The 21,621-nt window shown below is 56.5% G+C and carries 23 protein-coding genes and 1 pseudogene; 17 read left to right on the forward strand and 7 right to left on the reverse strand.

Annotation, left to right across the window (positions count from 1 at the left end):
- A pseudogene (locus Q0835_RS23350) lies at positions 1-84 on the forward strand (carbon monoxide dehydrogenase); the annotation flags it as partial.
- A gap of 102 nt (positions 85-186) precedes the next feature.
- Here the strand turns inward: Q0835_RS23350 and hemA are convergent.
- On the reverse strand, positions 187-1,410 hold the full coding sequence (gene hemA, locus Q0835_RS23355; RefSeq protein ID WP_298964768.1) for a 5-aminolevulinate synthase: 1,224 nt from the start codon (positions 1,408-1,410) through the stop codon (positions 187-189).
- A gap of 194 nt (positions 1,411-1,604) precedes the next feature.
- Here hemA and Q0835_RS23360 point away from each other — a divergent pair, with 194 nt between their 5' ends.
- Both Q0835_RS23360 and Q0835_RS23365 read left to right on the forward strand, forming a co-directional pair.
- The gene (locus Q0835_RS23360; protein ID WP_298817657.1) at positions 1,605-2,312 is read left to right on the forward strand and encodes a Crp/Fnr family transcriptional regulator; all 708 of its coding nucleotides are present in this window, start codon (positions 1,605-1,607) and stop codon (positions 2,310-2,312) included.
- Positions 2,309-2,869 (forward strand): DUF4202 domain-containing protein, encoded by a 561-nt coding sequence (locus Q0835_RS23365; RefSeq protein WP_298817659.1) that lies wholly within the window; start codon positions 2,309-2,311, stop codon positions 2,867-2,869. The genes Q0835_RS23360 and Q0835_RS23365 overlap by 4 nt, the downstream gene beginning before the upstream one ends.
- Here the strand turns inward: Q0835_RS23365 and Q0835_RS23370 are convergent.
- Genes Q0835_RS23370 through Q0835_RS23395 form a run of 6 tightly spaced genes read right to left on the reverse strand, consistent with a single transcriptional unit; the run spans position 2,859 to position 8,317 of the window.
- Complete coding sequence (locus tag Q0835_RS23370; RefSeq protein WP_298964770.1) at positions 2,859-3,131, reverse strand: hypothetical protein; 273 nt, start codon at positions 3,129-3,131, stop codon at positions 2,859-2,861. The two genes, Q0835_RS23365 and Q0835_RS23370, sit on opposite strands and share 11 nt — an antisense overlap.
- A gap of 7 nt (positions 3,132-3,138) precedes the next feature.
- The gene (locus Q0835_RS23375; RefSeq protein ID WP_298964773.1) at positions 3,139-3,705 is read right to left on the reverse strand and encodes a cytochrome c oxidase subunit 3 family protein; all 567 of its coding nucleotides are present in this window, start codon (positions 3,703-3,705) and stop codon (positions 3,139-3,141) included.
- 2 nt (positions 3,706-3,707) lie between these two features.
- Positions 3,708-5,645 carry a VWA domain-containing protein gene (locus tag Q0835_RS23380; RefSeq protein WP_298964775.1) on the reverse strand — a complete coding sequence of 646 codons (1,938 nt, stop codon included), beginning with the start codon at positions 5,643-5,645 and terminating at the stop codon, positions 3,708-3,710.
- Positions 5,646-5,655: 10 nt separating this feature from the next.
- Positions 5,656-6,465, reverse strand: coding sequence for a CbbQ/NirQ/NorQ/GpvN family protein (locus Q0835_RS23385; RefSeq protein WP_298817666.1), 810 nt, complete (start codon positions 6,463-6,465; stop codon positions 5,656-5,658).
- A 5-nt stretch (positions 6,466-6,470) separates the two neighbouring features.
- Positions 6,471-7,841 carry a cbb3-type cytochrome c oxidase subunit I gene (locus tag Q0835_RS23390; protein ID WP_298817668.1) on the reverse strand — a complete coding sequence of 457 codons (1,371 nt, stop codon included), beginning with the start codon at positions 7,839-7,841 and terminating at the stop codon, positions 6,471-6,473.
- Between the two features lie 23 nt (positions 7,842-7,864).
- Entirely contained in the window at positions 7,865-8,317 is a 453-nt protein-coding gene (locus tag Q0835_RS23395; protein WP_298817670.1) for a cytochrome c, read from the reverse strand.
- A 333-nt stretch (positions 8,318-8,650) separates the two neighbouring features.
- On the opposite strand from Q0835_RS23395, the gene Q0835_RS23400 reads away from it, so the two are divergent.
- The 14 genes from Q0835_RS23400 to Q0835_RS23470 all read left to right on the forward strand — a co-directional run bounded on the left by Q0835_RS23400 (position 8,651) and on the right by Q0835_RS23470 (position 21,596).
- On the forward strand, positions 8,651-10,327 hold the full coding sequence (locus Q0835_RS23400) for a cytochrome D1 domain-containing protein (protein WP_298964778.1): 1,677 nt from the start codon (positions 8,651-8,653) through the stop codon (positions 10,325-10,327).
- Between the two features lie 180 nt (positions 10,328-10,507).
- The gene (locus Q0835_RS30400; RefSeq protein ID WP_366142402.1) at positions 10,508-12,319 is read left to right on the forward strand and encodes a NapC/NirT family cytochrome c; all 1,812 of its coding nucleotides are present in this window, start codon (positions 10,508-10,510) and stop codon (positions 12,317-12,319) included.
- A 56-nt stretch (positions 12,320-12,375) separates the two neighbouring features.
- Positions 12,376-12,795, forward strand: coding sequence for a plastocyanin/azurin family copper-binding protein (locus Q0835_RS23415; RefSeq protein WP_298964780.1), 420 nt, complete (start codon positions 12,376-12,378; stop codon positions 12,793-12,795).
- A 212-nt stretch (positions 12,796-13,007) separates the two neighbouring features.
- Positions 13,008-13,802 carry a uroporphyrinogen-III C-methyltransferase gene (cobA, locus tag Q0835_RS23420; RefSeq protein ID WP_298817676.1) on the forward strand — a complete coding sequence of 265 codons (795 nt, stop codon included), beginning with the start codon at positions 13,008-13,010 and terminating at the stop codon, positions 13,800-13,802.
- Positions 13,795-14,100: a cytochrome c gene (locus Q0835_RS23425; protein WP_298964782.1), complete on the forward strand. Its 306-nt coding sequence runs from the start codon at positions 13,795-13,797 to the stop codon at positions 14,098-14,100. The genes cobA and Q0835_RS23425 overlap by 8 nt, the downstream gene beginning before the upstream one ends.
- Complete coding sequence (locus tag Q0835_RS23430; RefSeq protein WP_298964785.1) at positions 14,097-15,245, forward strand: cytochrome D1 domain-containing protein; 1,149 nt, start codon at positions 14,097-14,099, stop codon at positions 15,243-15,245. The genes Q0835_RS23425 and Q0835_RS23430 overlap by 4 nt, the downstream gene beginning before the upstream one ends.
- A gap of 3 nt (positions 15,246-15,248) precedes the next feature.
- Positions 15,249-16,238: an Lrp/AsnC family transcriptional regulator gene (locus tag Q0835_RS23435; protein ID WP_298964787.1), complete on the forward strand. Its 990-nt coding sequence runs from the start codon at positions 15,249-15,251 to the stop codon at positions 16,236-16,238.
- A complete protein-coding gene (locus Q0835_RS23440) occupies positions 16,235-16,690 on the forward strand; it encodes an AsnC family transcriptional regulator (RefSeq protein ID WP_298964789.1) in 456 nt (151 codons plus the stop codon). Before Q0835_RS23435 ends, Q0835_RS23440 begins: the two co-directional genes overlap by 4 nt.
- The gene (locus Q0835_RS23445; RefSeq protein WP_298964791.1) at positions 16,687-17,175 is read left to right on the forward strand and encodes an AsnC family transcriptional regulator; all 489 of its coding nucleotides are present in this window, start codon (positions 16,687-16,689) and stop codon (positions 17,173-17,175) included. The genes Q0835_RS23440 and Q0835_RS23445 overlap by 4 nt, the downstream gene beginning before the upstream one ends.
- A 3-nt stretch (positions 17,176-17,178) precedes the next feature.
- The gene (gene nirJ, locus Q0835_RS23450; protein WP_298964794.1) at positions 17,179-18,399 is read left to right on the forward strand and encodes a heme d1 biosynthesis radical SAM protein NirJ; all 1,221 of its coding nucleotides are present in this window, start codon (positions 17,179-17,181) and stop codon (positions 18,397-18,399) included.
- A complete protein-coding gene (locus Q0835_RS23455; RefSeq protein WP_298964797.1) occupies positions 18,374-19,906 on the forward strand; it encodes a nitrite reductase in 1,533 nt (510 codons plus the stop codon). Before nirJ ends, Q0835_RS23455 begins: the two co-directional genes overlap by 26 nt.
- Positions 19,863-20,852 (forward strand): hypothetical protein, encoded by a 990-nt coding sequence (locus Q0835_RS23460; RefSeq protein ID WP_298964800.1) that lies wholly within the window; start codon positions 19,863-19,865, stop codon positions 20,850-20,852. The genes Q0835_RS23455 and Q0835_RS23460 overlap by 44 nt, the downstream gene beginning before the upstream one ends.
- Positions 20,853-20,894: 42 nt before the next feature.
- Positions 20,895-21,143, forward strand: coding sequence for a hypothetical protein (locus Q0835_RS23465; protein WP_298964803.1), 249 nt, complete (start codon positions 20,895-20,897; stop codon positions 21,141-21,143).
- Between the two features lie 54 nt (positions 21,144-21,197).
- Positions 21,198-21,596, forward strand: coding sequence for a hypothetical protein (locus Q0835_RS23470; RefSeq protein WP_298964806.1), 399 nt, complete (start codon positions 21,198-21,200; stop codon positions 21,594-21,596).
- Positions 21,597-21,621 lie beyond the last annotated feature (25 nt).

The raw sequence follows: 21,621 nt of genomic DNA on the forward strand, positions 1-21,621 counted from the left end.
CTCTCAGACCTCCACGGATCCGCAAACTACAGAGCAAACCTCGTAACAGTCATGGCAAAACGCGCCGTGAATGCAGCCGGATAAGTGAGAACCAAAAGAAAGACCGGCTGTCCGTGATTGGCAGCCGGTCTTTTTTGTCATTGCATTGTCGAAGTGAGCAAGAAGACACCGGATCCGCGGATATTCCTATTCTGCAGCCATCGGCTGCCGCGCGAGCTGGCACTGGTTCCAGAGCGAATGCAGGGCGACGATCAGCCTGTCGACGTCGCCGCTTGTGTGCACTGGCGAAGGTGTGATCCGAAGGCGTTCGGTACCCTTGGGCACAGTCGGGTAGTTGATAGGCTGAATGTAAATTCCAAAGTCATCCAGCAGCGTGTCTGACAGGAATTTGCATTTTGCCGGATTGCCGACAATCACCGGAATGATGTGGCTCGGGTTGGGCACATGCGGAATGCCGAGCGTGTCGAGCCGATTGCGAACTCTGGCAACGATTGCCTGATGGGCCTCGCGTTCCGAATTGCTCTGCTTCAAATGCCGGATGGAGGCAGTCGCCGCCGCAGCGATTGCCGGTGGCAGGGCCGTCGTGAAAATGAAGCCGCTGGCAAAGCTTCTGACGAAGTCGCAAAGTTCTGTTGATGCGGCTATGTATCCGCCAACCACACCGAATGCCTTGCCGAGCGTTCCTTCGATGACAGTCAGGCGATCCATAAGGCCTTCGCGTTCGGCGATGCCGCCGCCGCGCGGTCCATAGAGACCGACTGCGTGCACTTCATCGAGATAGGTCATGGCGCCATACTTGTCCGCCAAATCGCAGATCTCTGCGATCGGGGCAATGTCGCCGTCCATAGAATAGACACTCTCAAACGCGATCAGTTTGGGCCGCGCCGGATCAGCCGCCGCAAGCTTGTGTTCCAGATCCTCAAGATCATTGTGTTTCCAGATGACCTTGTCCGCTCTTGAGTGACGGATCCCTTCAATCATCGAGGCATGGTTCAGGCTGTCGGAAAAGACGATGCAGCCCGGGATCTTTGACGCAAGCGTTCCAAGGGCTGCCCAGTTCGAGACGTAGCCGGACGTGAAAACCAGAGCAGCTTCCTTGCCATGCAGGTCCGCAAGCTCTTCTTCCAGAAGAACATGGTCGTGGGTCGTACCGGAAATGTTCCGAGTGCCGCCAGCGCCTGCACCGCACCTGTCGATGGCAGCGTGCATGGCGGCAACCACATCGGGATGCTGGCCCATGCCAAGATAATCGTTTGAACACCAGATCGTGACGTCGTCCTGGCCTTTCTTGTGGGTCCGGACGGCAGCAGGAAAATTACCGCGCTTGCGTTGCAGGTCGATAAAGACCCGGTAGTTTCCCTCTTGTTTGAGGTCAGCGAGCTGGTTTCGGAAAAAGGAATTGTAGTCCATGTGATCCCCTCTTTCTCATCATCCTGACAAGACTATGAGCGCAGGGCCTGGCTTGAAATGACAATAGTCAAGACACGGCTGCGCGTTCGTTGCCATATCAGCAATTCAACAGATGTGACCGTGACAATGGATTGTGTAATATCCCTAGGCCAATAGGAGGGGCAGGCCTCTCAGGAGCCTGACTAGGAAATCGAATGCCGAATGAACGCCGCAAGAAGATTGCGCAGAATTCTTTGTTGTTGCAGACCTTCCCGCAAGACACCCAGGACATGATCCTGTCAATGTCCAGCTGGCGCGAATACGACCGCGGCGAGACGCTGTTTCTGCAAGGGGAAACCGCAAAGGCGATCCACATCGTGACCGAGGGCTGGGTCAAGCTCTATCGGATAGCGCCAAATGGCGGCGAAGCTGTTGTGAACGTATTTGCCAAGGGGCAAAGCTTCGGTGAGGCAGTTGCGTTCCGTGGTCAAGCCTATCCGGTCTCTGCAGAAGCGGTCACGTCTTGTGAAGTCATGCGCATACCGAGTGTGGCGCTGCTGGAAGCGATGCGCAAGGATCCGGAGATTGCGGTTGCCGTTTTGGCGTCGACCTTCATGCACCTGCATTCGCTGGTCTCACAGCTTGAGCAACTCAAGGCGCAAACCGGTCCGCAGCGCGTTGCAGAATTTCTGTTGGAGTTGTGTGAACAGGAAACGGGCAGCTGCGTGGTGACCCTTCCCTACGACAAATTTTTGATCGCCGGCCGGTTAGGCATGAAACCGGAGAGCCTGTCGCGGTCTTTTGCCCGTCTGAAAACGGCAGGTGTCCATATCAAGCGCAACCACGCGGCGATCGAAGATATCGAAATGCTGCGTGAATATTCTGAAAGCGACCCGGTCGAAGCCTGGCACAAAGCACAATGACACACCTGGAAAAGGCCATCGCGGCGATCGACGAAGCAAATACAGCCGATCCGAACCTGGAAGAAGGCGCTCCGGCAGCCCGTCTATATGGCGAGCGTATGAGTTCAGAGTTGAGCCGCTTGTTCCCGCAGGCATCCGACCCGTTGAAAATCGCCGCCCGTGGTCAGCATATCGAACGCTGGACAGTTCCACGCGCAACCTTTCCGGAAGGCAAGGCAGGTTATCATGCCTGGCGCAGGCACCTGGCCGGACATCATGCGCAAAGGGTCGGTGAGATCATGGCCGCAGCCGGGTATGCAGCGGAAGATATTGCGGCCGCTGAACGCATGTTGCGCAAGGAAGGCATCAAGCAGCACGCGGATGTCCAGGCGCTGGAGGACACGATCTGTTTCGTGTTTCTCAAATGGTACTTTGCGCCCTTTGCAGCCAAGCATAGCGATGAAAAGGTTCTTGGCATCGTTCAAAAGACAGCGCGCAAGATGTCCGGGGAAGCGCGACGCCGGGTCGGCGAAGAGTTCGATTTGCCTGAACCTCTGTCAAGCGCTTTCAAGAGTTGAAGGCGGGTATGAGATAAAGCGCGAGCAGCAGACTGCAGTAGAGTGCCAGAACCCAATTGAAACCCGCCTGCCATAAAGGTGCCTGCCACAGGCCCAGATAGCGCGAGAGGATGACCCGCGCTTTCATCCACGCAAGTGCCAGAACAAGCACGCCTGTGACGCTTGGGTCCAGAAGTCCTGCAGCACCAGCAGCTAGAACGACGGACAAGCCACTTAGAAGCAGCAGTTGAAGCCAGGCTTTTGTCGTTGGATTGCGCGTCATCTTCGTCTCACGCCAGCAGGTAGATGACCGGAAACAGCAGCACCCAAACCAAGTCCACCATGTGCCAGAAGGCTGTTCCGACTTCCATGTTTCGGGGTGTGTCCTTCCAGGCTATCAGCGCAAGAATGACAATTCCCGCAATGACATGCATCGCGTGAAAACCTGTCAGAAGATAGTAGAATGTGAAAAACGGATGGGTTTCTGTGGAGATGCCCTGCGCGGCCGTATCGGCATATTCAATAGCTTTGATGACAAGGAAAACGACACCAAGTGTCATCGCCGCCCCGAGCGCAATGCGTGCCGGTCTTCGTCGCTCCTGGTGCCGCAGATCTACTGCTCTTGCCGCAAGAAAGCCACTGGTTATCAGGACAACCGTATTGATGCCGGCGAGCGTCGGATGAAGGTAGGTTCTGGCGTCTGCAAAACCTGCTGGATCAGATATCCGCACACCCAGAAAGGCTGCCAGACCCGCACCAAAGACAAGAAGCTCGCTGATGATGAGAACCCACATCATCAAGTCGCCGGGCAATTCATCCAGACCTCCGGACTGCGGTTTTGCAGCAGCTCTTTCCATGGTCAGCCGCCAATCAGCTGCCGGTAGATTTCCGGCAACGCCTGGGTCAGCTTGTCCGGGTGGGGAATGACCGCAAAGCCGCCCTGACCGAACAGTCTTGGAAACCACGACTTGCCCGTCTTGTCGATCGTTACGCCAAACACGGATTGACCGGCTCTTCGGGCTTCGCGCACGGCCATGCGCGTATCCTCGATGCCGTGCCGGCCTTCATAGTGATCGAGATCGTTCGGTTTGCCGTCGGTGATGACAAGCAGGAGCTTGCGCTTGCGTGACTGTTCGGCCAGTTCGCTCGATGTGTGTCGGAGCGCAGCACCAAGCCGGGTATAAAACCCTGGCCTCAATCCGCTGATACGGTGCTCAACCTTGGCGGACATCGGCTCATCGAACCGTTTGCAGGACTGCAGATAGACACGATGCCGTTTGAGCGAGGAAAACGCGTTGATTGCAAAGTCGTCACCACAGGCATTCAGGCCCCAGGCGAGCGCTGTCAGTGCTTCCCGCTCAATATCGATGACGGCTCGGCCTGTGACCGCGCTTTCAGTAGACCGGGAAACGTCGAGAAGGATGGAAACGGCAAGATCGCGCGCTTCCGGCCGGGTCTGGAGCCAGATCCGGTCATTGCCAGCGCCGCTTGCAATCCGTTCGACTTCGGATCTGACAGCAGTATCCATGTCCAAACGGTCGCCTTCCATATGTCCGCGCGTCGTCACACGGCCGGGGCGAAGCGCTTCGAATTGTTTCTTGACCGACCTGATACGCCGTGCGGCCCGGGGATCTTTTGCGGCAACATCGTTGTCCGGGTCGGCATCGGCTACACTTGTGAGGACACATACATGGTCCGGCAAGTAACGGCCGCTTCTTGTATCCCACTCGGGATAAAGAGTTTTGCCTGAAAGGCGTTCCCGGTCGACGTCTTCAGGGGCAAGGTCCAGATGCAGTTTCAGGCGTGTTGCCGGAGATTTGGAAATCTGCCCGAGGCCGATTTCATCCTGATCGTCGGCAGCTTTCTTGGCATCGTCATTATCGTCGTCGTCGACCCGCCGATTGAGGTTTAAAAACTCGGCCCAGCTCAAGATCGCTTCGAACTTGTGCAGAATCAGACTGTCATTGCGTTCGGCCTGGTCCGACTTGCGCCGGCGTGCCCGCAAGGTTTTGTCGCCCGCCTCCTCCGGCGTGCCGTCGGTTTCCCGGTTTTCAACTTCGTCACCGCAAGAAAAGACAACCTCGCGCAGATCCGGCCAAACCGGAACCGGTCGAAAGGGACGATACCCGCGAGGGGCCTGGAATTCAGCATAGTCACCGCTTTCCAGTGTGTTCTGCAACGCCTGAACATCTTTGGAAAGTTCGGCAGGGTCTCCAAGCATGTTTCGGACAAGCGCTTCCAGATTTGCTTCCCAGCGAGGCAGAGACGCAGCCGGCCGTTGCAGCAAACTGCCGTGGCTCAAGACCGAGTAGAGCTCCCTCAAGCCTGGAGCATGGAGAAGAGTTTCCCGAACCATCTGTCCGATTGTGCGCAAAACCTGCAGGTCGGCGCGCAGTGGATCGGTCTCCACTTTGTAGACCGGCGCGTTTGCCGCCAGAGCGGTCAGCCAGATATAGAGCGCTGCATTTGCTTCCCGGGTCGGGAAGACTGCCAGGGATGCCGGCAAACGCAGAATCTCTCCGTCGAAACTGGCTCGAGGTACGGTTTCAACCTCTGTCCCGAGCCGCCTCAGAAAACTGAGGCGGTGACGAGACACTTCTTCCGAAACCGGGCGGAGTTCCACATTATGATTACCACCCAGGCCCCGAAAAAGAACTGCAAGCCGCCCGCCGACCTCAGAAAGGCCGACCGCGGCTCCGTGATGCACCTCAGGTGCATCGAGGCGGCTTGCAAAAGCGTGCCACAGTTTCCCGACCGTTTCCTCGGGTTCCCATGGCTCGAAGTCGATCTTGCCCATCGGTCTGGCCTCACCCAAACACGGCCGTGACAAGATCTAGGAGCCCGCGTTTCACGTCTTCATCATCTGTCAAAGGTTCAATCATTGCTGCCAGTACGGCCCTGTTTACGGGCATGCCCTGGGCAATCAGCGTTGCGGCGTAAACAACCAGGCGGGTTGAAACGCCCTCTTCCAGATCCTGGCCTTTCAGTGCACGCAGTTTTCCTGCAAGCCGGACCAGTGCGGCAACACGCGACCTGTCCAGCCCGCTTTCTTCTGCAACAACGTCACATTCAAGGTCAGCTGGCGGAAAGTCGAATTCCAATGAAATGAAACGTTGCCGCGTGGACGGTTTCAACGTCTTCAGGATGTTCTGGTAGCCGGGGTTATAAGAAGCCACCAGCATGAAGCCCGGGGCGGCCTGAAGTTCTTCACCCGTCCGGTCGATCGGCAGCGTCCGACGATCATCGGTCAGCGGGTGCAGGACGACGGTCACATCCTTGCGGGCTTCCACGACTTCATCGAGGTAACAGATTGCACCTTCCCGGACTGCACGGGTCAAAGGACCGTCGACCCAGACGGTCTCTCCACCTTTGAGAAGATAGCGTCCGATCAGGTCGGCAGCTGCCAGGTCGTCGTGACAGGCGACTGTGTAAAGCTTGCGGTTGAGCTTTGCCGCCATATGAGCAACGAAGCGGGTCTTTCCGCAGCCGGTCGGTCCTTTCAGCAAGACGGGAAGTCCGTTCTTGTGCGCAGCCTCAAAAACCGTGCATTCGTCCGACTGAGCCAGGTAAAAAGGGGCGTCAGCCGCCCCCTTTGCCAATGATACGCTACCTTCCATGGGTCTCACTCCGCAGGAACGTTGGCTGCGTCACCGGACTCGATGACTTCGCTTTTCGGCATCGCCACCGCATAGATGAAGAGCAATGCGCCGATCACGAAGGCTGCACCTGCGCCGAAGCGCATCCAGTAGAACAGCGCCAGCTGGTCCTGAACATCCATGAAGTAGTCACCGTTGACCCGTTGCAGGTGCGTTTGGATGGTTCCTGCGAATGTCAGGACGAATGTCATGAATGCCATGCCGCCCGACATCAGCCAGAAGGAGGCCATGTTGAGCACCTGGTTATAGGGGTCACGACCCCGCAGGATCGGCATTGCGTAGGTGATGATCGCCAGGTTCAGGGAAACATAAGCGCCGAAGAAGGCCAGGTGACCATGGGCAGCCGTGATCTGAGTGCCGTGGGTGTAATAGTTCACACCGTGCAGCGTGTGGAGGAAGCCCCAGACGCCGGCACCGAAGAAGGCAAGCGTCGCACACCCGAGTGACCACAGAAGCGCGGCCTTGTTCGGATGATCGCGGCGGCCTTTCCAGACCATGACGAACGCGAAAGCCATCATTGCGAAGAACGGGATCACCTCTAGTGAAGAGAAGATCGAGCCGATCCACTGCCAATAGCTTGGTGTGCCGATCCAGTAGTAGTGGTGACCTGTTCCAAGGATGCCAGAAAACAGTGCTGCAGCGACGATGACATAAAGCCATTTTTCGACAACCTCACGGTCCACACCGGTGAGTTTCAGCATCAGGTAAGCCAGGATCGAGGCCATGATCAGTTCCCAGACACCTTCAACCCAAAGGTGGACGATGTACCACCAATACTGTTTGTCCAGTGAGAGGTTGCTGGGATTGTAGAAGCTGAACAGGAACAGAAGCGCCAGGCCCCAGAGGCCGAGCAGAAGGATGTTTGTGATGGCGGTTTTCTTGCCCTTCAGCACCGTCATGGTGACGTTGTAAAGGAACATGAGGGCTGCAACCACAATGCCGACCTTCACCCATTTCGGCTGTTCGATGAACTCGCGTCCTTCCTTGCCGAGCAGGAAATTTCCTTCAAACAGGTTGAAGGTGTAGGTGACGACCACGCCAAGCGTGCCAACCACCAGAATGATCAGCTGCAGGTAGGCCAGCTTTGGCGAATGGATTTCGCGTTCGGCCTCTTCCGGTATCAGGAAATAGGCCGCACCGAAGAAGCCGAGCAGCAGCCAGACAATCAGGCTGTTTGTGTGCAGCATCCGGATAATGTTGAAAGGCAGGACCTCGGACAGGAAATTCGGCTGGACGTAAACCCATCCTGCCAGCAATCCGCCGAGAACCTGGACGGCAAAGAGGGCCAGGGCGACACCGAAATACGCCAGGGCTATCTTTTGAGACTGGTACTTCATCTTAGTTTCCTTTTGCGTTCGGATCAGCCGGCTTCGTTCGGCGGCCAGTCTTGGGCGTCGATGTTGTCGGTCCAAATCAGGAAGTTCGCCAGATCGCGAATTTCTTCGTCGGTCAGATCGAAATTCGGCATTTGGCGGCGGCCTTCGATGCCGGTCGGCATGGATTCCATCCAGCCTTTCAGCGTGTCGAAAGCGGCGTCCGGATCGTCGAGAACGCCCCAGCGCGTCATCACGTTTGCAAGTTCAGGCGCGAAGTAGGCACCTTCACCCAAAATGGTGTGGCAGTTGATGCAGGCCTTGTCTTCCCAGACACGTTTGCCCGCGGCCACACTTTCGGTGATGCCGGCATGATCGGTCGAAGTTCCTGTGATGTAGAGATGGCTGTGAATGGACAGCCCTACAAAGATGATGATGAAGAATAATGACCCGCCATAAAATATATTTCGGGCCATGCTTTTGGTCATGACTTCGCGCATCGCGCGCTCCTTTACCCCGAGTTGATCGTAGTCTCGAGGGTGGCAGCGCGGGCAGTCATTTCCTTAACCAAAGTCAAGCAGGCATTTGCGACCTGTCCAGACAGCAAAAGATGCCGGAATTTCAAGCTCTCATATTCAAACTGTTTCCAACGAAAGTTATAAACTTAGTCGGCTAAGTGAAAACGGAGGCGATTGCCGGGAATTTGCGACGTGAAAAAGGTTCTGCTCGGTGAACTCACAAAAAACGGGTCGATCATCTTAACGAAAGTCAAGGAAGGGAACTCGAGATTGCTCAAGTCTCGCGAATGCCTCACCAGCATTTGGAGTTTGAGAATGTCACATCCAAGACTGAAGAAAAGGACGGGCCCCGCGTTAGCGGCAAGTCTTGCGCTGTTATTGGGCAGCGCGGCGGTGCCTGCCCTTGCAGAGGGCCCGACGCTAAGCGAAGAGGCCTTCGAAAGTTCCAAGCAGCTCTACTTTGAAAGATGCGCGGGTTGCCATGGCGTGCTGCGTAAAGGCGCGACAGGCAAGAACCTTGAGCCAAGCTGGAAAAAGACCGCTGCTGACGGGACGGTAACCGAAGGCGGTACCTTGAAGCTTGGCCAGGAGCGGCTTGAAAAAATCATCTCCTGGGGCACCGAAGGCGGCATGAACAACTTCTCGGACATCATGACCGAGCAGGAAATCAAGGACATGGCCACCTACATCATGATGGATGCGCCAAAGCCGCCTGAAATGTCGCTGGCCCAGATGGAGGCGACCCGCAAGGTCTATGTGGAACCCAAGGATTATCCGACGGAGCCTCTGCATGGCCGGAACTGGGAAAACTTCTTCGTCGTTATCGAGCGTGACGTAGGTAAGGTTGCCGTCATTGATGGTGATACCAAGGAAGTTCTGGCGCATATTCCAACCGGATATGCCGTGCATGTTCTGAAAGCTTCAGAGCACCACGCGGTATCCGAGCCTGAGCATCCCGGCCGCTTCTGGTACACAATGGGCCGCGACGGCAAAATGACCAAGATCGATCTCTGGCAGAACCCGGAGAATATGTTGGTCGCCGAAGTGAAAATCGCTTACGACGCCCGCGATGTTGCGGTGTCTGGTGATGGCAAATACGTCATCGGTGGCGGTTACTGGCCTCCGCATTTCGCAATCGTCGACGCAGAGACGATGGAGCCGAAGAAAGTCGTTTCGACTCGCGGCGTCAATGTTGATGGTGACTATGTCGAAGAAAGCCGCGTTGCTGCCATCTACACCACTCCGAACGAGCCGACATGGATTGTCGCGGTCAAGGAACTTGGTCAGCTTTGGCAGGTTGATTACACCGACCTCGACAACTTGCGTATCGACAAGATCGATTCCGCAAAATTCCTGCATGACGGGTTCTTCGACCCGACAGGCCGCTACTTCCAGATTGCCGCAAACGCGTCGAACAAGATGGTTGTGGTCGACACGCAAACGCACAAGCTTGAAGCGATGATCGACACTGCGGCCCTGCCGCACCCGGGTCCGGGAGCCAACTGGGTAGATCCGAATTGTGGACCTGTTGGAGGCACCACACACCTTGGTGAGGGTACAGTCACGGTCTGGGGTAACGATCCGGAGAACCGTCCGGACGACGCCTGGAAGGTTTGCTACGAAGTAGAGACAGACGGTGCTGGCCTGTTCATCAGGACCCATCCGGACTCGAAATACATTTGGGCTGACCAGACCAAGCATCCCGAACCCGAAATTCAACAGTCGGTTCAGGTCATTTCCAAGGAGACTGGTGAAATCGTGAAAACGATCCAGATCACCGACGAGGAAGGCAGCGCCGCAGTTCACTTCGAGTTCAACCAGGATGGTTCCGAAGTCTGGGTGTCCAAGTGGAACCGCTCAACGTCGCTCGAACCGAATGGTGAAATTGTCATCTTCGATGCGGAAACGCTTGAAGAAAAAACCCGGATCAAAGGCCTCTTTGCTCCGACCGGCAAGTTCAACGTCTACAACCGTTCGAACCACGTCACTTAACGATAACAAGCAAGCGTCTGAAGGGCGGGCATATCGCCCGCCCTTCTTTTTTGCCAGCGGTGTCGGGACTGCATCGACGGATGGTCGCCCGGAAACTCGGAAACGATCCCTGCATCCTGCAATCAGATCGCTGCCAGCGCTGAGCCGGCTGGCGGAGGAACATGAAAACGGAGCCTGGACATGACTGAGAGCAGCCAAGGTGACAAGAAAAAGCCGATCTGGCGCAGATACCTTCTATGGGGCATGCCGATCGGGGGTGTTGCGGCAGTGTTTGTCGGCGGCATCATTTTCTGGGGTGGCTTCAACACCGCGATGGAAGCCACGAACACCAAACAATTCTGTATTTCCTGCCACGAGATGCGGGACTACGTCTACGAAGAATACAAGGGTACCATTCACGATGTGAACCGGTCCGGTGTCGGCGCCATGTGCTCTGATTGCCATGTGCCGAAGGACTGGACCCACAAGATCATTCGCAAGGTACAGGCGACCAAGGAGCTCTGGGGCAAGATGGTCGGTACGATCAACACGCCGGAAAAATTCGAAGCCAAGCGCCTAGAACTTGCGATGAACGAGTGGGAGCGCATGAAGGCCAATGACTCGCGCGAATGCCGCAACTGCCACGATTTTGAATCCATGATGCCTGAGTTCCAAAGACCAAGGGCGAGACAGCAGCACCTGAACGCGATGGAAGCCGGTCAGACATGCATCGACTGTCACAAGGGCATCGCACACTCCGATCTTCGGGATCGTGCTGAAGAGGACTATCTGGAAAGTCTCGAAGCGCCGAACCCTGCTTTTAAACGCGATGTCCCGCACGAGTATATCGTCAGCCTGGAGCGCATTGTCGCCAAGGAATCTGATGAGGCGGCTGCCGCGAAAGCTGCACAAAAGGCTCAACAGGAAGTTGTTCAGGCCCAGATCGCTGCAGCTGTTGAGGCCGCTGTCGCAGAGGAAAAAGCCAAAGCTGCAAATTCCGGCGCCGACGCAGATGGTGACAGGGCTGCAAATACAGGTGGCGCCACGGGAACCGTTGCAGCCAATATTGACTGGAACGCTGTTCCGGCAACGGATTTGACGCTGTTCTATCCGGGACAGGCCTCGTTCGAGTGGGTCCAGAATGGCAAGACCCATGGTGGCGCGCGGCCCCTGACGAAGGGCGGCGATACCTGCATGACCTGCCATGCGGCGGAACTGGAAGCGATCGGCAACAAGATTGTTGCTGGTGGTGAAACGGAACCGACGCCAATTCCCGGCAAACGTGGGATCATCAACACCACCATTCAGGCTGCGCACGATGATGAAAATCTTTATGTGCGCGTTCAGTGGCCCGATGCCCCTCACAATCCCGCACCGTTTGTAGACGGTGGAAAGATGGATCCGGACAATCAGGTCAAGGTCGCCATGATGATCGCCGGCACGGGGATCGAAATGGGTGAGACCACAGGTTGCTGGGCCTCTTGTCACGCGGACAACACCTATATGCCATTTGACCCGGGCGCTGAGGCTATTGCCGGAAACGCCGACGTGGCAGGCCGTCTGGAAGCAACGGACACCATTACGAAGTATCTGACCGAAAGCCGCACGAAGGTTGAAGTCAAAGGCCGGCGTGGCAAGGCGCAGGGCGGTTGGGATCAACTGAAAAGCGCTGAAGAAATCAGCCAGCTTTTTGAAGACGGTACCTATCTGGACCTGTTGCGCGTTTATGCGGACGGCACGTCGAGCAATGGCTATCTTCTGGAGCGCCGGATCGTGAACGATGGCGAAATGTCTGCGGAAGCAAACCTTTCAGCGGGAATCTGGACGGTTGTTTTCTCAAGACCTCTGAATTCAGGAGCTCCCGGAGACATTCCGCTGGAACCTGGCAAGACCTATACGGTTGGCTTTGCCATTCACGACGACTACGCCGCAGCACGTTTCCACCATGTGACGTTGAACACCAGCCTCGCTCTGGATGACGACACGGCGCAAATCAACGTGGCCAAGCAGTAACGGTTTGGGGCGGCGAGAAATTGCCGCCCCTGCCATTTCAGCCAGGGAGAGTGCATATGTTTGTTCAAGCCTGCGGTATTCCAGCATTATTGGTGTCACTCGTTCTCACCCTTCCAGCTTGCGCGGAGGACGCTGACCTGAAAGCGCTCTGTGACGAGGCGGAAAGCCGATACACAGAACTGTTCGGGCACCCTTCATCTGAAGAAGAAGGGGTGACGGTTGTCACGATGTACAAGTATCGGTTCTGCCCGCAGAAACTGACGGTTCCCGTTGGGACAACGGTCCGCTGGGTAAATGTAGACAAGCGCACCAGCCACAGCCTTGTCCTCAAGGACGAAGGCGAGCCTGAATCGGATCGTCTTTTTCCCGAGGAAGCATTCGAATTCACGTTCCTGACCCCGGGCGATCAGACCTATTTGTGCGGCCCGCACTGGGAAACTCAGGAAATGATCGGCATGATTACTGTAAGTCCTTGAATAAAATAATGAAAAAATGCGTCATTAGAACTGGTTGACCTTGACTATTGTCAATCAGTTCAAGGCCAAAACGAGCAATCATACTTCTGCGAAGCGCCGATCATTACTGTCCTTGCCGAGCCAACGCGTCCCTTTCTGCAAACGACAGGTGCCCCCGGCGCTTCGCACAGAACTGAAGCGTCCGGCAGTATTCAGCAGAAGCGAGGTCTCTCATGACGGGAAAAGTCTTTCTTATTGGAGCCGGCCCCGGAGATCCGGACCTGCTTACAATGCGCGCCGTGCGCATGCTTCAGGAAGCTGATGCTGTCGTCTATGACCGTCTCGTTTCACCGGAAGTGCTGGCGCTTGCACCTGAAACGGCCGAGCGGGTATCGGTCGGAAAATCTCCCGACAACCATCCCGTACCCCAGGAAAAAATCAACGAAATCCTTGCTGAGCTGGCGTCGCGCGGGTTGACCGTTGCACGTCTCAAGGGCGGGGATCCTCTGATATTCGGACGCGGCTCTGAAGAAGCGGCCCACCTGCAGGCAAACGGCATTATGGTCGAATACGCTCCGGGTATCACCGCCGCACAAGGGGCAGCTTCTGCATCCGGGGTGCCATTGACACATCGTGGGCTTGCGACAGGTGTGCGCTATGTGACCGGCCATAGGCAGGCCAATGGAACGCTGGACCTTGATTGGAAAAGCTTAGCCAGCGAAGAAACAACACTTGTCGTATACATGGGTGTCGCGAATATAGGTCAGATAGCGCTCAGACTTGTCGCAGAGGGCCTGAGTGAATCGACGCCGGTCATGGCGATTGCCAACGCGACAACACCGCGCGAAACGCGGCTGTTCTCCCGCCTTGGTCAGGTTGCGCTCGATGTTCGCGACGCGGAGCTGAAAGCGCCAGTGCTCTTTGTCATCGGCAAGGTCGTCACATTGTGTGCCGAATGGCCCGTTGTGGCCTCGGAGCTTATTGATGCGGTAGAGCCGGCTGCCGCAGGGCAGCGCGCTCATGCATAGAATGCTTGCCATCAGTCTTCTTTTTTGCGGCACGGCGTTTGCCGATGACCACAGTTCTCCCGATGCGTTGATCAGACTGGTGCATCAGGATTGCGGGTCCTGCCATGGCCTCACATTGAAGGGTGGCCTTGGGCCGGACATCCGTCCCGATGCGCTTTCCCACTATGACGTCGAGACCCTTTCCGAAGTCGTCCTGGACGGTATCCAGGGCACCGCCATGCCGCCCTGGCGGCCACTGATGAGCGAGGCGGAGGCGAAAAAGATCGCCGAATACCTCCTGCAAGGAGAATTGAAATGAAATGGCTCGCCACCGCGCTCGTAGCGCTCGCGATGACAGGCAGCGTTCACGCCCAAACCATCCTTGCGACAGGCGACCTTGGGCTGGTTGTCGAACGCGCTTCGGGTTCTTTGTTGCTTGTTGATCAGTCTGAAAGAAAGATGCTGACGCGGATCACCGGCCTCGGCGACCTCTCGCATGCCAGCCTGGTCTATTCACCGGATCAACGCTACGCCTATGTCTTCGGCCGCGATGGCGGACTGACGAAAGTCGATATCGTAGAGCGCAAGATCGCCAACCGTGTCGTCCAGTCCGGCAATGCAATAGGCGGAGCGATCTCCGATGACGGTTCGCTTGTTGCCGTTTCCAACTATGAACCGGGGGGCGTGCGGATCTTCAATGCCGATACGCTGGATCTGGTTGCCGATATTCCAACCGGTTCAAAGACGATCGGCCTGGTGGATGCACCCGGGAAACGGTTTGTGTTCACGTTGTGGGATGATGGCGAGACCTGGATCGCCGATCTCTCGGCTGGCGCGCCGAAAATTACCAAGGTAAAGGGTGTGGGCACCAACCCCTACGATGCGTTGGTAACGGATGATGGCCGTCTCTACATCACCGGTCTTTTCGGCGAGGATGGACTGACGGCAATCGACCTTTGGGATGAAAATCCCGAACCCATTCGGGTTCTGCCTGAATACGGGCGCGGTCAGCAGGAAATGCCTGTCTATAAAATGCCGCACCTGGAAGGGTGGGCACGCGCCGGACGAGAGTTTGTCTTGCCCGCGGTTGGCCATCACCAGGTGCTATGGATCAATGCCGATGACCTGACCGAAACGGGGCGAACCGAGACCTATGGACAACCGGTCTTTGCCATGTCCCGACCTGACGGTCGTCAGGTGTGGGTGAATTTCGCCCACCCTCTCAATGACACCATTCAGGTGATTGACACGCCCAGCAAAGAGATCATTCACGAGTTCAAACCCGGCCCTGCCGTCCTTCATATGGAATTCACTCCTCGTGGACACGAGGTTTGGGTCTCGGTGCGCGATGCCGGAAAGGTGATGATCTACGACACGCACACATTCGAGAAACTTGCGGAAATCGACGCAGAAAGTCCGTCCGGGATTTTCTTCACCTCCCGGGCCCACAAGACGGGACTTTGAACCATGGAACGAATTGGCGATGCGACCGACATCACGCTGCTGGATGACTGGCAACGCGATTTCCCGATAGACCCGCGCCCCTTCGCGGTAATCGGCTCAGCCATCGGCTGCCCGGAAGAAGAAGTACTGAACCGTCTGGACGTATTGCATGCAAGCGGACGGATCACGCGGGTCGGCGCCACCTGCGCCCCGAACACCGTCTCGGCCAGCACGCTGGCGGCACTTTCAGCTCCAGATGAAGTTCTTGAGCAGGTTGCCGAATTCGTTGGCAGCCGAGCAGGTGTCAACCATTCCTATTTGCGCGAGAACCGCTGGAACCTCTGGTTCGTCGCAACCGGACCGAACCGGGATCATGTCGATGCGGTCCTGAACGAGATCCGGGACGAGACCGGTCTGGTTGTCCTCGATTTGCCCCTGGTTCGACCCTTTAATGTGGATCTCGGATTCAAGCTCAGGGGCAATTCGCGGGAAACTCCGGTCGCGCGCCCGGTTGATCTTGATCGCCTGAAAGAGGGTGACTGCGAGATCCTTCAAGCGTTGACGACCGGAATGCCGCTCAGTTCACGCCCTTTCGGCGACATCGCCTCAAAGCTGGACCGTAGCGAACAAGGCGTTCTGGACCGGGTGAAAGACCTTCAGGAGGCGGGCATTATTTCCCGCTTGGGCGTCATTGTCCGGCATCGGGCCCTTGGCTGGCGGTCGAATGCGATGGTGGTTTGGGACATTTCCTCTGAGCGGATCGATGCAGCCGGTCCTGCGCTCGCTGCGCTTCCCGGCGTGACGCTTTGTTATGAGCGCCGCCCGGTCGAAAATGTCTGGCCTTATCGCCTTTACTGCATGATCCACGCGCAAAGCCGGCCCCGTGCGCTCGATACTTTGACGGAGGCAAGCAACCTTCCCGAACTGCAAGGCGTGAAGTTCAAGACACTCTTTTCCAGCCGGTGTTTTAAGCAGACCGGAGCGATGATTGCACGCACGGGAGCAGCCGCATGACCGGTGAGCTCACGGATTTGGACAGACGGCTCATCAATCGCCTGCAGGATGATCTGCCGCTCACTTCGCGTCCCTTTGCGACATTGGCAAATGAGCTCGGAATTGCCGAGGATGATGTTGTCGACCGGATCAGACACTTGAGGGACGAGGGACTGCTGACCCGTTTCGGCCCGTTTTTCGATGCTGAAGCGCTTGGCGGTGCATTTTGCCTGTGTGCCATGGCAGTGCCGCAAGAGTCTTTCGAAGAGGTTTTAACCAAAGTCAATGCTCATCCCGAGGTGGCGCATAATTATGAACGCGACCACAAACTGAACATGTGGTTCGTGCTGGCGACAGAAAGCCGTTCGGCAATTCGCGAGACTGCCAGGGCAATAGAGCAGGAGACCGGTCTGAAGGTCCTGCAGTTTCCGAAAGAGCGCGAGTTCTTCATAGGCTTCCGGGTAAACGCATGACCTTAAATCCGACCGACAGGGCAATTATAGAAGCGACGCAGGCAGGTTTGCCATTGGTTCCTGCACCCTTTGCCGTGCTCGCACAGACGCTTGGTCTGAGCGAAGACGATGTCCTGGAACGTCTGAAACGTCTCAAGAAACTCGGGGTCATTCGACGTATCGGTGCCGCTCCCAATCACTACCGGCTTGGGATGACCGCCAACGGCATGACCGTCTGGGATGTTGACGATGCGATTGTCGACGACATCGGACAAAAGGTCGGTGCACTTGATTTCGTCACCCACAGCTATCAGCGCCCGCGGGCGTTGCCGGATTGGCCCTACAATCTGTTTGCAATGGTGCACGGCGCAAATCGCGACGAGGTGCTTGCAAAGCGCGACCAGGTCGCTGAACTGCTGGGCGACACATGCCGGGCAAGCGACATCCTGTTTTCCACCCGCATCCTGAAAAAGACCGGAATGCGTCTCCGCAGGAAGGAAGGCTGAGCCATGTTTCGTCTGTCTGAATACATGCATCAGATCAACGCCCCAACTCCGGTCAAAGGTCCACGTGGGGCAGGGCCGGTCAAACCTGTCGTGATCTGGAACCTCACGCGCCGCTGCAATCTGAAATGCCGTCACTGCTATACGGTTTCCGCCGATGTCGACTTTCCAGGGGAATTGACGGCCGCACAGGCCATGGAGACCCTGGAAGATCTCGGTCGGTTCCGTATTCCGGCGCTCATTCTGTCAGGTGGCGAACCGCTTGACCGGCGCGACTTGTTCGACATCGCGACCCGCGCCCGCAAGTTGGTGCGCATGCTTGCCCTGTCGACCAACGGAACAAAACTGCACGGTGAGGCCGCCGACAAGGTTGCCGAAATCGGCTTTGATTACGTGGGAATTTCAATCGACGGGATTGGCAAGACAAACGACTGGTTCCGGGGTGTCAATGGAGCATTTCAAGACGCCCTGCGCGGTGTGCGCGAATGCAAGGCACGTGGGATCAAGGTGGGATTGCGCTTCACACTGACGGAGGGCAACTTCACCAGCCTTCCGGACCTGTTGCGCCTTTGCGATGACGAGGGTGTCGACAAGTTCTATCTGTCCCATCTGGTCTATGCGGGCCGGGGTGACAAGCACCGCGGCGAAGATGCCGAGCACAAACGGTCGCGCTGGGCAATGGACCTGCTGCTGGAGCGAGCCTGGGAAGGCGTCAACGGAGGACTGCCACTCGACATCGTCACAGGGAACAATGATGCGGATGCGGTTTATTTCCTGAACTGGGCAAGAGAACGGTTCGGCGCCGAGACGGCCGCGCATATCAAGAAACATCTGATAGCCTGGGGCGGCAATTCCTCAGGTCTGGGGGTCGCGAATATCGATACGCTCGGCAATGTGCACCCGGATACATATTGGTCCGACTACACGATTGGAAGCGTGAAAACGGACCTCTTTTCAAAACTTTGGACAGGCAGCGATGCCATGCTGGCGCAGCTCAGGACACGGCCCCGGCCGCTCAAGGGCAGGTGCGGTGCCTGCGCGTTCAAGAACGTCTGCGGTGGCAACACGCGCATTCGCGCGTTGCAGGTAACGGGCGACCCTTGGGCTGAAGATCCAGCCTGTTATCTCAGCGACGCAGAAATCGGCACGGATGGAGATGGTTTCGAACGTCTCACCGTGACCCCATTCCGAGGAAAACGCCATGATCCGGCTCATCGTTTCGCTTAGCGTTCTGGCCCTGACATTGACTGCGCCGATGGCGGACCCGGTGCAGAACTATGTCGAAAACTGTCAGGAGTGCCACGGCGCTGAACGGCTGGGCGGGTTGGGGCCTGCCTTGATCCCGCAAACGCTGGGTCGCATGCGTGGTCCCAATCTCGTCTCAGTCATTCGTGACGGACGGGAAGCAACTCAGATGCCTGCGTTCAGCGAAACACTGTCCAGCGAGCAAATCGAGGAACTTGCTGTTTTTCTGAAACAGCCCCTGGCAGATGTGCCGCCCTGGGGTGAAGTTGAAATCATGTCCAGCCGCGTGATGAACGAGGATTACAAGTCGGCTGATACGCCGGTCTGGTCATCCGATCCGATGAACATCACCCTCGCGGTCGAAACTGGCGATCATCATGTCAGTGTTCTGGATGGTGATACCTTTGAAACGCTTGATCGTTTCGAGACGCCGTTCGCGGTTCACGGCGGACCGAAGTTCACACCCAACGGCCGCTTTGTTTTCATCATGTCGCGCGACGGCTGGGTGCAGAAATACGACCTTTATGCGCTTCAGGAAGTCGGTCGGATCCGCGCAGGCCTGAACAGCCGCAATATCGCGATCTCGCACGATGGAAAATGGCTCGCGGTCGCCAACTATCTGCCAAACTCGCTTACAATCCTTTCAACGGATGATCTGAGCGTGGCGAAAGTGAAAAGTGTCAAGGGAAAGGACGGCACACCCAGTCGAATTTCCGCTGTTTATCAGGCTCCTCCACGTGAAAGCTTTGTGCTTGCTCTGAAAGATGTTCCGGAAATCTGGGAAGTCTTCTACGGCCCGAACCCGCCGCAGATGGGGTTTGCACACGACTGGCGGGATGAGGGACCTGTCAAGAGTGAAGACCCGTTCCCGATCCGCAAGATCACGACGCCGGACTATCTGGACGATTTCTTTTTTGACCAGAGCTATGAATACGTCATGGGAGCATCGCGCAGCGGTGAAGGAGGGCAGGTCATCGATCTTGTCATTGGACAGAAGACCGCTGACCTCGATTTGCCCGGCATGCCGCATCTCGGATCCGGAATCACATGGAAATATGGTGACACCACAGTCATGGCAACGCCGCATCTGAAAGACGGCGCAGTCACCGTAATCGACATGTCGACATGGAAAACCATAAAGCGGATCGAAACGCTTGGACCCGGCTTCTTCATGCGCAGCCACGAGAACTCCCGCTATGTCTGGGTGGATGTGTTTTTCGGTCCGAACAAGGACGTCATGCATGTCATCGACAAGGAAAGTCTTGAAATCGTGAAGACACTCCGCCCCGTCGAGGGAGCCACCGTTGCCCATGTCGAATTCACGCGTGACGGCGGCCATGCGCTTGTCTCCGTCTGGGAGGACGATGGCGCAGTGATCATCTACGACGCCGAAACTTTAGAGGAAGTCCGGCGCTTGCCGATGCGAAAACCTTCTGGGAAATACAATGTCTGGAACAAGATCACCTTCTCCGAGGGGACCAGTCACTGAGGCGATAATCGTCGCGCATGGGCAACCTCTGGACCCGCAAGCAGGTGAGGATCAGCTCAAGGCACTGGCTGAAAGAATAGCGCACGCCCTTCCGGGTTGGACGATACGCTCGGCGACCCTTGCTGCTCCTGGTGTTCTGGAGCAAGAGCTGGAGAATTTTACCGGTGTGCCTTATGTCGTGCCGGTATTCATGGCCGATGGCTGGTTTACGAAAAAAGCGCTGCCCGACCGCCTTGGCGACCGTAAAGTGCATCAGCTTTCACCTCTCGGGACTTTCCCCGGTCTGCCGCATCAATCGTTCAAATTGTTGAAACAGGAAGCCGAACAACGCGGATGGTGCTTCAACTCATGTGACATCATGATAGCTGCACACGGGTCGGAAACCGGACCGGCTGCGGCCGAGTGCGCACTTTATTTCGCGCGCAGATTGCAGCGCCTCACTCCCTTCAAAAAGAAGATCCGCACGGGCTTTCTTTCGCAGGACCCGTTTCTGGCAAGGGTCGCAAGGTTCAGCACGCCCAGAACTCTGTTGCTGCCGTTTCTTGCCGGGACGGGACCACATTTGACTGTCGATATCCCGCAGGAGCTGGAAGAAGGCCGTTTTCAAGGCGTGCTTCTGCCTTCCATCGGCGAGGCGGCGTTCGTACCGGGTTTGATTGCGCAAAGCCTCAAGAATGCCTGGCGCAGAACCTATGGTTTTGATCCGATGGACCGGTCTCGGCTCGCTGTCAGTTTCGCGCCGCCACCGATATCTTCAACTGAAGGGCAAACAGGAGACCGGATCGGGTCGGATCTGCTTGATAGTGCCACGCAGTACTCGGGTGCATCGGCAAAACCGACATTCGCAGCAACAATCCGCAAGCTCAAAAACGCTGTTCGGGACTTTTTCTGCAAGCCCTGGGCAACCAGACGCAAGGACGGTTTGAACACGCCGCAGCGTTTTTGAGCTGGGCACCGGTTGCCAATCATCTTGAAAGGGAAAAGCCCAATGACACAGACAGACGGAACCTGGTCGGTAAAGAAGCTGGCTGTTGTTCTCTACCCTTTCTCCGCAGCTGCGGTTGCGATCAATCTTTTTTTGCTGAGCCTCATGGGCAAGGCCTTTGGCTTGCCTGTTTTGTCTCCAATGACATCGATCTGGATCAGTATACCCCTTGGAATTCCGGCAACCTGGGCGGCCGCAAAATGGGTGCGCGGGTTGATGGATGAAGCAGACGGCAATCAACGTTCGGACTGACGCTCGAAAGTTCCAAAGGATCGCAGATTATTTCGCACTGACAGGGAGCTGACCATGACCGATACACAGTCGAAACGTCCGGTGCCTACCTTCGTTGCACTCTTTGCGATTGTTTTCGGCCTCATGACTGTTCTGTCAGGCGGAATCGTTCTTTTCGGCGGTGAAGCAGCTATGGAGGCAGCCGGAAACGTTGTTCATATTGTGCTGTGGTTCAATTTCCTTGCCGGCTTCTCATATGTGGTCGCAGGCTATGGACTGTTGCGACAACAACGGTGGGCGTATTGGTTGTCGATTGCCATCTTTACAGGCACAGCAATAGTGCTCACCGGTTTTGTATTGCACGTGATGCTGGGTGGCGCTTACGAGTTCAGAACCGTCGTGGCTATGATGTTCAGAACGATTGTCTGGGCCATGATTGCGCGGGTCGCAAGAGGCAGCGCGATGGGTGGATAGCAGTCCTTCAAGCTGGTATTCACTA

The organism is uncultured Roseibium sp., from assembly GCF_947499295.1.
Classification (GTDB): domain Bacteria; phylum Pseudomonadota; class Alphaproteobacteria; order Rhizobiales; family Stappiaceae; genus Roseibium.